The organism is Falsiroseomonas oryzae (assembly GCF_027856955.1).
Lineage (GTDB): Bacteria > Pseudomonadota > Alphaproteobacteria > Acetobacterales > Acetobacteraceae > Falsiroseomonas > Falsiroseomonas oryzae.
Genome location: NZ_JAPSMD010000194.1, coordinates 1 through 9,999, shown reverse-complemented (window position 1 = coordinate 9,999; position 9,999 = coordinate 1). Strand labels below are relative to the sequence as shown.

The following is a 9,999-nucleotide window of genomic DNA, read 5'->3' as shown; positions in this document are numbered from 1 at the left end:
GCGGTGCGGCAGCAGCGGCTCCCACGCGAAGGCGCAGCCGAGATCGGCGGCGAGATCCACGCCGCCGAAGGCGAGCGCGACGCAGCCGGGCTCGGCGGCGATGGCGCCAGCACGGGCGAGGCCCTCAGCGCTCTCGACCAGGGCGAGGAGCTGCGGCGGGCGGGCGTGGCGGGCGAAGGCGCGGTGGACGATGCGCAGCTCCTCCGCCGCCTCGGTCTTGGGGAGCATGAGGAAGTCGGGCGCGGCCTCCGCGGCGAGCAGCGCGGCCAGGTCGGCGATGCCCTCCGGCGTCGGCACGGGGTTGATGCGCACGCCGAAGGCGACGCCCGCCGGGGCGGCGGGGCGCGCCAGCACGGCCTGGCGGGCCGCCGCCTTCTCGCCCGGGGGGACGGCGTCCTCCAGGTCGATCACCACGGCGTCGGCGCCTACGGCGAGCGCCTTGGCGAAACGGTCGGGGCGGTGGCCCGGGACGAACAGGATGCTGCGAGCCAGGGCGAGGTCGGGCGCGGTCATGCGCGCATGATGGCCAGCCGGGCGGGGGCTGACCAGGGACCGGGCTGCCCGAAGGGCCTGCCCAGCCTGGGAAGCCTCTTGATGCCGCACCGGTTTGGTCCTATCTGAATTTTCAGGAATTACTGAAATCACGGAAGCCGGGGAACGCCGTGGAGCCCGACCGATGAACCTGCCGCCGCTGGTCCAGGCCTTCGTGCTGCATTTCGGCGAGATGGGCAGCCGCTGGGGCATCAACCGCACCGTCGGGCAGATCTATGCGCTGCTCTATGTCTCGCCCGCGCCGCTGAACGCCGACCAGATCGTGGAGGCGCTCGGCGTCTCCCGCTCAAACGTGTCGATGGGCCTGCGGGAGCTGCAGGGCTGGAACCTGGCGGTGCCGAAGCACGTGCCGGACGACCGGCGCGATCACTTCACCACGCCCGGCGACGTCTGGGAGATCCTCCGCGTCCTGGCCGAGGAGCGGAAGAAGCGGGAAGTGGACCCGACCCTCTCGGTGCTGCGCGAGCTGCTGATGCAGGCGCCGGCCAGCGAGGCGGAGCGCCACGCCCAGGCCCGCATGGCCGAGATGCACGGGCTGATCGAGCAGCTGACCAACTGGTACGAGGACGTCAAGAAGCTGGAAACCGAGCGGCTGGCACAGCTGCTCGCGCTCGGCTCGCGCGTCGCGCGGCTGGTGGAGGCGACGGACAAGGTCGTGTCGCTCGGGCGCAGGAAGAAGAAGGAGTAGCAGGAGATGGACGCCCTCACCCTCGCCCGGATCCAGTTCGCGGCGAACATCTCCTTCCACATCCTGTTCCCGACCATCACCATCGCGCTGGGCTGGGTGCTGCTGTTCTTCAAGCTGCGCTTCAACGCCACGCGCGACGAGAAGTGGATGGACGCCTACCGCTTCTGGGTGAAGGTCTTCGCGCTGTCCTTCGCGCTCGGCGTCGTCTCCGGCATCACCATGAGCTTCCAGTTCGGCACCAACTGGCCAGGCTTCATGGAGCGCGTGGGCAACATCGCGGGGCCGCTGCTGGCCTATGAGGTGCTGACGGCCTTCTTCCTGGAGGCGACCTTCCTGGGGATCATGCTGTTCGGCTTCCGCCGCGTGCCGGGCTGGCTGCACACAACGGCGACCGTCCTCGTCGCCTTCGGCACGACGATGAGCGCCTTCTGGATCCTGGTGCTGAACAGCTGGATGCACACCCCCGTCGGCTTCGAGATGCGCGACGGCGTGGCGCATGCGACGGACTGGCTGGCCATCGTCTTCTCGCCCTCCATGCCCTACCGGCTGGCGCATATGCTGATCGCCTCGGGGCTGACCTGCGCCTTCCTGATCGCGGGGCTGTCGGCCTGGCGCTGGCTGCGCGGGGACCGCGCGCCGGCCGTCGCGGCGGCGCTGCGCACCGGCGTGGTCATGGCGGCCGTGCTGGCGCCGACGCAGCTGGTGGTGGGCGACCTGCACGGGCTGAACACGCTGGAGCACCAGCCCGCCAAGGTCGCGGCCATGGAAGGCAACTGGGAGACGCGCGGCAACGTGCCGCTGGTGCTGTTCGCCATCCCCGACGAGACGGCGCGGGAGAACCGCTTCGAGATCGCCATCCCCGACGGCGCCAGCTGGATCCTGACGCATCGCGCCGATGGCGTGGTGCCGGGCCTCAACCAGTTCGAGGGCAAGCACCCGCCCGTCGCGCCGGTGTTCTACGCCTTCCGCGTCATGGTCGGCACGGGCATGGCGATGATCGGCATGGGGCTGCTGGGCGCCTGGTTCCTGTGGCGCCGCGGCGCGCTGCCCACGCTGCTGCTGCGCGGCTTCGTGGTGATGACCTTCGCCGGCTGGGTGGCGACGCTGGCCGGGTGGTACGTGACCGAAATCGGCCGCCAGCCCTGGCTGGTGACGGGCGTGCTGACCACCGCACAGGCCGCCGGGCCGGTGCCGGCCGCCAGCATCGGCACCACGCTGGCGATGTACCTGACGCTCTACGCCGCGCTGCTGGTGGCCTATGTCGCGACGCTGTATCGCCTGGCGGCGAAGGGGCGGCTGACGGAGAAGCTGCCGGGCAACGTCCCGGTCCCGGCGGGGGCGTAGCGCCATGACGCCCTTCCTGCCCGCGGAGACGCTGGCGCTGGTCTTCGCCGCGCTGATGGCAATCTCCATCCTGGCCTATGTGGTGCTGGACGGCTACGACCTGGGCGTCGGGCTGCTGGTGCAGGCGACGCCGGAGGAGGCGGAGCGCGACCGCATGGTCGCCTCCATCGGCCCCTTCTGGGACGCCAACGAGACCTGGCTGGTGTTGGGCGTCGGGCTGCTGCTGGTGGCCTTCCCGACGGCGCATGGCATGGTGCTGACGGCACTGTACCTGCCGGTGGCGCTGCTGCTGGTGGGGCTCACGCTGCGCGGCGTGGCCTTCGAGTTCCGGGCCAAGGCCGCGACGCCGCGCCACAAGCAGGCCTGGGACCTGGCCTTCGCCGGGGGGTCGGCGCTGGCGGCGCTGACGCAGGGCTGGATGCTGGGGCGCTACGTGCTGGGCTTCGACACCTCCTGGACGGCGATCGGCTTCGCCGCGCTGTCGGCCTTCGGCGTCGCTGCGGCCTATGCCTTCATCGGCGCCTGCTGGCTGATCTGGCGCACGGAAGGCGCGCTGCAGGCGCGCGCGGTGGCCTGGGCGCGGCGGACGCTGTGGGTGGTGGCGGCGGGCATCGTCGGCGTCTCACTGGCCACTCCGCTCGCCTCGCCGCGCATCATGGCGCGCTGGTTCGAGATGCCGAACCTGCTGCTGCTGGCGCCGCTGCCGCTGGCCACGGGCGCGCTGATCCTCGGCCTGGCCGCGCTGCTGCGCCACATGCCGCTTCCCGGGGATGCGCTGCGCCGGGTGCCCTTCTGGGCGGCGGTCGGGCTGTTCTGCCTGTCCTTCGCGGGCCTGGCCTGGTCCTTCTTCCCCTACATCGTGCCGGAGCGGCTCACGCTGTTCCAGGCGGCCAGCGCGCCGGAGAGCCTCTCCCTGATCCTGGTCGGTGCCGCCTTCGTGCTGCCGGTGATCCTGGCCTACACGGTGCTGGCCTGGCGGATCTTCGGTGGCAAGGCGATCGAGCTGCGGTACGACTGAGGGGCGGCGCCGGGGGCGTTGACAGGCGGGCGGGCGCAACGCCAGAAGCGGCGAAACACCGCCGGAGAGACCGCCCATGATCCGCCTGCCGAAGCGCGCCCTGCTGTCCGGCGGCGCCGCCACGCTCGCGCTCGCCGCGCTGCCGCGCGGCGCGGCCGCCCAGACGCCGCGCAACACGCTGGTGATCGCGGCGCAGATCGACGATCTGGTCGCGCTGGACCCGCACCACTCCTTCGAGGTGACGGGCAGCGACGTGCTGAAGAACGTCTACGACCAGCTCTTCGTCATCGACGAGAGCAAGCCCACGGCGGAGCTGCTGCCCGGCCTGGCGGAATCCTTCACGGTGTCCGAGGACGGGCGGACCTTCACCTTCCGCATCCGCCAGGGCGTGCGCTTCCATTCCGGCAATGCGCTGACGGCGGCCGACGTCGCCTTCTCCATCCGCCGGCCGCTGCTGATCAACCGCACGCCCGCCTTCATGTACCGCTCGGTCGGGCTGACGCGGGACAACGTGGAGCAGACGGTCCGCCAGACCGGCGAGTTCGAGGTGCAGGTCACTTTCGACCAGGCCTATGCGCCGAGCCTGATCCAGAACCTCTTCACCGCCACGATCGGCTCCGTCGTGGACAGCCGGCTGGTGCAGCAGAACGCAGGCGACGACCTGGGCAATGCCTGGCTGAACCGCAACAGCGCGGCCTCCGGCGCCTATCGCATCGCGCGCTACCAGCCGAACGAGAGCTACACGCTGGAACGCAACGACAGCTGGTGGCGCGGGCGGGCGAACCTGCAGCGGGTGATCGTGCGCCACGTGCCGGAGGCGGCGACGCAGCGCCTGCTGCTGGAACGCGGCGACGTGGACGTGGCGCGCAACCTGACGCCGACGGACATCGCGGCCCTGCGCGGACGGCCGAACATCGCCATCGCGGAATTCCCGCGCGGCACCATCCAGTATTTCAGCGCCAACATGGGCGACCCGATCCTGTCCAACCCGAAGGTGATCGAGGCGCTGAAGCAGCTGGTGGACTACGACGCCATCGCGAACAACCTGCTGCCGGGCCAGGTCTTCCCGCACCAGTCCTTCATCCCCCGCGCCATCCTGGGCGAGGTGGACAGCCGCCCCTGGCGCTTCGACCCGGCGCGCGCCCGCGCGCTGCTGGCCGAGGCCGGGCACCCGAACGGCATCCGCCTGACGATGGACACGGCGAACACCTTCCCCTCGCTCGACGTCGCGCAGGCGCTGCAGGCGAGCTTCGCGCGCGGCGGCGTGACGCTGGAGGTGCTGCCGGCGACGGGCGCGCAGGTGCTGGCGAAGTTCAGGGCGCGCAACCACCAGCTCTTCATCGGCATCTGGGGCCTGGGCTACCCGGACCCGCACTACAATGCCGACAGCTTCGCCCATAACCCGCCGGGCGGGAACAACCCGGGCAAGCTGACCTGGCGCAACAACTGGAACATCCCGGAGCTGACGGCGCGGACGGAAGCCGCGATGCGCGAGCGCGATCAGAACGCCCGCGCGGCGATCTACCGCCAGATCCAGGAGGAGTTCATGGGCACCTCCCCCTTCGCGGTCTTCGCGCAGCAGCAGGTGCAGGTGGCGCACCGCACCAACCTGACGGGCTACATGGCCAGCTCGCCGGGTCTGTCGGCGGTGTACTGGCGGGCGCAGAAGGGATGAGGCCGGCGGCTCGGCGACGGGCTGGCTGATCGTGGCCGCGACGTTCCGCCAGCTGCCGGGCTTCGCCCTGCAGCTGGCGCTGACGCTGCTCGGGCTGCTCGCGGTCACGTTCTTCATCGGCCGTGTCGTGCCGATCGACCCGGTGCTGGCCGTGGTCGGCGACCAGGCGCCGCGCGACGTGTACGAGGCGGTGCGGCGCGAGCTAGGGCTGGACCAGCCGCTGTGGGTGCAGTTCGGCATCTATGTGCGCAACGTGCTGGCCGGCGAGTTCGGCATGTCGCTCGTCACCGGGCGCCCGGTGGTGGAGGACATCGCGCGGGTGTTTCCGGCGACGCTGGAGCTGGCGACCTTCGCCACCATCATCGGCGTCGCGCTCGGCGTGCCGATGGGGATCGCTGGCGCGGTATGGCAGGACCGCTGGCCGGACCAGATCGTCCGGGTCGTCGGGCTGGTCGGCTATTCCGTGCCGATCTTCTGGCTCGGCATCGTCGGGCTGCTGGTCTTCTACGGCATCCTGGGCTGGGTGCAGGGGCCGGGCCGGCTCGGCGTGTTCTTCGAGGACATCGTGCCGACCGTCACCGGCGTGATCCTGGTGGATGCGGCGATCGCCGGCGAGTGGGAGGTGTTCTGGAACGCCTTCGGGCATGTCGTGCTGCCCTCCGCCGTGCTCGGCTACTTCTCGGTCGCCTACATCGCGCGGATGACGCGCAGCTTCATGCTGGAGCAGCTCAGCCAGGAATACGTGGTCGCGGCGCGCGCCAAGGGCATGTCGGAAGCGCGCGTCGTCTGGGTGCATGCGCTGCGCAACATCGCCGTCCAGCTCGTCACCGTGATCGCGCTGTCCTATGCGCGGCTGCTGGAAGGCGCGGTGCTGACCGAGACGGTCTTCGCCTGGCCCGGCCTCGGCCGCTACCTGACCACGGCGCTGCTGGCGGCGGACATGAATGCGGTGCTGGGCGCGACCATCGTGGTGGGCGCCGTCTTCGTGGGCGTGAACCTGCTGTCGGACCTGCTCTACCGCCTGCTGGACCCGCGGGCGCGATGAGCTGGCGCGCCGCCCTGCTGTCCGACACGCCGCGCTCCCGGCAGGAGGCGAAGCTCGGCGCGCTGTACCGCGGCTGGCTGCGCTTTCGGCGCAACCGGCTGGCGGTGCTCGGGCTGCTGATTGTCGTGGCCCTGGTCGTGGTCGCGGCCTTCGCGCCCTGGATTGCGACGCACGACCCCTATGCGCAGAACCTGGCGCAGCGCCTGCTGCCGCCGGGCAGCGCGGGCCACTGGCTCGGCACGGACGAGTTCGGTCGCGACATCTTCTCCCGCCTCGTCTACGGGGCGCGGATCACGCTCTACATCGTGGTGCTGGTGGCGCTCATCGCTGCCCCGATCGGGCTCCTGGTCGGCACCGCGGCGGGTTATCTCGGCGGCTGGGTGGATGCGGCGCTGATGCGCCTGACGGACGTGTTCCTGGCCTTCCCCAGCCTGATCCTGGCGCTGGCCTTCGTGGCGGCGCTGGGGCCGGGGATCGAGAATGCGGTGATCGCCATCGCGCTCACCTCCTGGCCGCCCTATGCGCGCATCGCGCGGGCGGAGACGCTGACGATCCGCAACAGCGACTACATCGCCGCGGCGCGGCTGCAGGGGGCGGGCACCGGGCGCATCCTGGTGCGGCACGTCATGCCGCTCTGCGTCTCCTCGCTGACGGTGCGGGTCACGCTGGACATGGCGGGCATCATCCTGACGGCGGCGGGGCTGGGCTTCCTGGGGCTGGGGGCGCAGCCGCCGATGGCGGAATGGGGCGCCATGGTCTCCTCCGGGCGGCGCTACATCCTGGACCAGTGGTGGGTGGCGACGATCCCGGGCCTCGCGATCTTCGTGGTGTCGCTGGCCTTCAACCTGCTCGGCGACGGGCTGCGCGACGTGCTGGACCCGAGGCAGAAGACGTGACCGCCCTGCTCGAGGTCGAGGACCTGCGCGTCAGCTTCCGGACGCCGACCGGCCCGTTCCACGCCGTGCGCGGCGTGTCCTTCGCGCTGGGGCGGGAACGGCTGGGCATCGTCGGCGAAAGCGGGTCGGGCAAGTCGCTCACCGGCCGCGCCATCATGCGGCTGCTGCCGGCCAGCGCGCAGCTTTCCGCGAGGCGCCTGGCCTTCGACGGCACGGACCTGCTGACCGCTTCGCCGCGCACGCTGCGGGGGTTGCGCGGCGCGCGCATCTCGCTGGTGATGCAGGACCCGAAGTATTCGCTGAACCCGGTGATGCGCGTCGGCGAGCAGATCGCGGAGGCGGCGCGCATCCATGGCGGCGTCTCCGCGCGCGACGCACGGCGCAAGGCGCTGGCGATGCTGGAGGCGGTGCGCATCCGCGACCCGGAACGCGTCTATCGCCTCTATCCGCACGAGGTCTCGGGCGGGATGGGCCAGCGCATCATGATCGCGATGATGCTGGTACCCGAGCCCGACCTGCTGATCGCGGACGAGCCGACCTCCGCGCTCGACGTCACGGTGCAGATGCAGGTGCTGGCGATCCTGGACGACCTGGTGGCGCAGCGCGGCATGGGGCTGATCTTCATCAGCCACGACCTCGATCTCGTCGCCAGCTTCTGCGACCGGGTGCTGGTGATGTATGCCGGCCGCGTGGTGGAGGAACGCGCGGCGCGCGACCTGGCCGCCGCGACGCATCCCTATACGCGCGGCCTGCTGCAATCCCTGCCGCGCATCGACGACGACCGCGCCGAACTGCCGACGCTGAGCCGCGACCCGGCCTGGCTGGAGGGCTGAGGTGATCTCGGTCCGCGACCTCGTCGTCACCTTCGGCCATGGGCGCGACGCCGTGCAGGCGGTGCGCGGCGTGAGCTTCGAGGTGGCGGAGGGCGAGAGCTTCGGCCTGGTGGGGGAGAGCGGGTCGGGCAAGTCCACGGTGCTGCGCGCGCTGTCCGGGCTGAACCGGAGCTGGACCGGGCGGGCGAGCATCGGCGGCCTCGACGTGGCCAAGGCCGACCGGCGCCTGCCGCACCTGGCGCAGATGGTGTTCCAGGATCCCTACGCGTCGCTGCACCCGCGCCACACCGTGGACCGCGCGCTGTCGGAGCCGCTGGAGATCCACGGCACCGGCGACGTCTCGGCGCGCGTCGAGGCGGCGCTGGCCGATGTCGGGCTGGGGCCGGCCTTCCGATTCCGCTACCCGAACCAGCTCTCGGGCGGGCAGCGGCAGCGCGTGGCGATCGCGCGCGCACTGATGCTGCGGCCGAAGGTGCTGCTGCTGGACGAGCCGACCAGCGCGCTGGACGTCAGCGTGCAGGCGGAGATCCTGAACCTGCTGCGGCGGCTGCGCGCGCAGCAGCGGCTGACGATGATCCTGGTGAGCCACAACCTGGCCGTCGTGGCGCATATGTGCGACCGGCTGGCGGTGATGAACCGCGGCCTCGTGGTGGAGGAGATGGACGTCGCCACGCTGCGGCGCGAGGCCCCGCGGGAGGCCTATACGCGGCAGCTGCTGCTGGCCAGCAAGGGCTACGACCGCGCGGTGGCGGGGCGGATGGTCAGCTTCGACTGACCCATGGGCGGCCGTGCCTGGACGATACGCAGGCGGCTCGCGGTTTCGTGTGGACGGAATCACGGTTTCGTGTAAAGTATACGAAATCAACTCCGCATCGCAGGCCGTCCCGTGAAGAAAGCCCTCGCGGCGCTCGACGCCGAGATCCTCGCGCTCGCCCTCGCCGTCCTCTGGCTGCTGTTCGTGCAGGCGCTGGCGGTGCTGGCGTGGGAGGCGGAGCTGCTGACGCGGCAGGCCGCGCTGGTCCATTGGCTGGTCGTCGGCGTTCTGCCGCCGGCGCTCGCGCTGTGGAGCATGACGCCGCCCCAGCGGCGCTGACCCAACCGTCCCGCGGCCTCGCACAAGCGCGCGAGGCTGGCGCACAGGCAGCGCAGGCGGGGCTATGTGCTGCAGGTCATGCACGCCTCCCCGATCGCCCCCGACCGGGCAGCGCTGTTCCTCGACTTCGACGGCACGCTCGTCGAGATCGCCCCGCGGCCCGATGCGGTGGTGGTCCCGCCGGAGCTGCCCGGCTTGCTGGAACGCGTCGCCGCGCGCCTCGATGGCGCGCTCGCCGTCGTCTCCGGCCGGCCGATCGCCGAGCTCGAGGCCTTCCTGCCGGTGCCGCTCGCGCTCGCCGGCGACCACGGCGCGTCGCTGCGCCCGGATCCCGCGGAGCCCGTCCAGGCGCTGCCGCTGCCGGTCCCGCCCGAGGCGTGGATCGCGCAGGCCGAGGCTCTGGCCGCCGCCTTCCCTGGCGCGCTGCTGGAACGCAAGGCGCATGGCTTCGTGCTGCACTACCGCCAGGCGCCGGAAGCCGGCGGCGTGGCACGCGCGCTGCTGGATGACCTGATCGCCGACAACGGCGACTTCGTCATGCTGCCCGCGCGCATGGCGTGGGAGGTGAAGCCGACCGCCGTCTCCAAGGCGACGGCCGTGGCGGGGCTGATGGCGCGCCCGCCCTTCGCCGGCCGCCAGCCGGTCTTCGTCGGCGACGACGTGACGGACGAGGCGGGGATGGCCGCGGCGCGCGCCGCGGGCGGGATCGGCCTGAAGCTGCAGGACGCCTTCGGCACGCCGGCGGCGCTGCGTGCCTGGCTGGCCCGCTTCGCGGAGGACGCGCCGCGATGAGCCGCCTGGTGATCGTGGCCAACCGCGTGCCCGACCCGCGCGAGCGCGGCGCCAGCGCCGGCG

General features: G+C 71.7%; 11 protein-coding genes. 10 read left to right on the top strand and 1 reads right to left on the bottom strand.

Features of this window, described 5'->3' with window-relative positions:
- Window positions 1-513: HpcH/HpaI aldolase/citrate lyase family protein (locus OZN99_RS17870; protein WP_270936623.1), on the bottom strand; the 513-nt coding region annotated here is incomplete at its 3' end.
- Window positions 514-676: 163 nt separating this feature from the next.
- Here OZN99_RS17870 and OZN99_RS17865 point away from each other — a divergent pair.
- The 10 genes from OZN99_RS17865 (at window position 677) to otsB (ending at window position 9,936) form a co-directional block, all read left to right on the top strand.
- Window positions 677-1,240, top strand: coding sequence for a GbsR/MarR family transcriptional regulator (locus OZN99_RS17865; RefSeq protein ID WP_270936622.1), 564 nt, complete (start codon window positions 677-679; stop codon window positions 1,238-1,240).
- A 6-nt stretch (window positions 1,241-1,246) separates the two neighbouring features.
- Complete coding sequence (locus OZN99_RS17860; protein ID WP_270936621.1) at window positions 1,247-2,584, top strand: cytochrome ubiquinol oxidase subunit I; 1,338 nt, start codon at window positions 1,247-1,249, stop codon at window positions 2,582-2,584.
- A gap of 4 nt (window positions 2,585-2,588) precedes the next feature.
- Window positions 2,589-3,602 carry a cytochrome d ubiquinol oxidase subunit II gene (locus OZN99_RS17855; protein ID WP_270936620.1) on the top strand — a complete coding sequence of 338 codons (1,014 nt, stop codon included), beginning with the start codon at window positions 2,589-2,591 and terminating at the stop codon, window positions 3,600-3,602.
- A 76-nt stretch (window positions 3,603-3,678) separates the two neighbouring features.
- On the top strand, window positions 3,679-5,277 hold the full coding sequence (locus OZN99_RS17850; protein WP_270936619.1) for an ABC transporter substrate-binding protein: 1,599 nt from the start codon (window positions 3,679-3,681) through the stop codon (window positions 5,275-5,277).
- 31 nt (window positions 5,278-5,308) lie between these two features.
- A complete protein-coding gene (locus OZN99_RS17845) occupies window positions 5,309-6,322 on the top strand; it encodes an ABC transporter permease (protein ID WP_270936618.1) in 1,014 nt (337 codons plus the stop codon).
- On the top strand, window positions 6,319-7,218 hold the full coding sequence (gene nikC, locus OZN99_RS17840; protein WP_270936617.1) for a nickel transporter permease: 900 nt from the start codon (window positions 6,319-6,321) through the stop codon (window positions 7,216-7,218). Before OZN99_RS17845 ends, nikC begins: the two co-directional genes overlap by 4 nt.
- Window positions 7,215-8,051 (top strand): ABC transporter ATP-binding protein, encoded by an 837-nt coding sequence (locus tag OZN99_RS17835; protein ID WP_270936616.1) that lies wholly within the window; start codon window positions 7,215-7,217, stop codon window positions 8,049-8,051. Before nikC ends, OZN99_RS17835 begins: the two co-directional genes overlap by 4 nt.
- Before the next feature lies 1 nt (window position 8,052).
- Entirely contained in the window at window positions 8,053-8,826 is a 774-nt protein-coding gene (locus OZN99_RS17830; RefSeq protein WP_270936615.1) for an ABC transporter ATP-binding protein, read from the top strand.
- A 111-nt stretch (window positions 8,827-8,937) separates the two neighbouring features.
- The gene (locus OZN99_RS17825; RefSeq protein WP_270936614.1) at window positions 8,938-9,144 is read left to right on the top strand and encodes a hypothetical protein; all 207 of its coding nucleotides are present in this window, start codon (window positions 8,938-8,940) and stop codon (window positions 9,142-9,144) included.
- A 66-nt stretch (window positions 9,145-9,210) separates the two neighbouring features.
- Window positions 9,211-9,936, top strand: a complete 726-nt coding sequence (otsB, locus tag OZN99_RS17820; protein ID WP_270936613.1) for a trehalose-phosphatase — start codon at window positions 9,211-9,213, stop codon at window positions 9,934-9,936.
- Window positions 9,937-9,999: the final 63 nt, after the last annotated feature.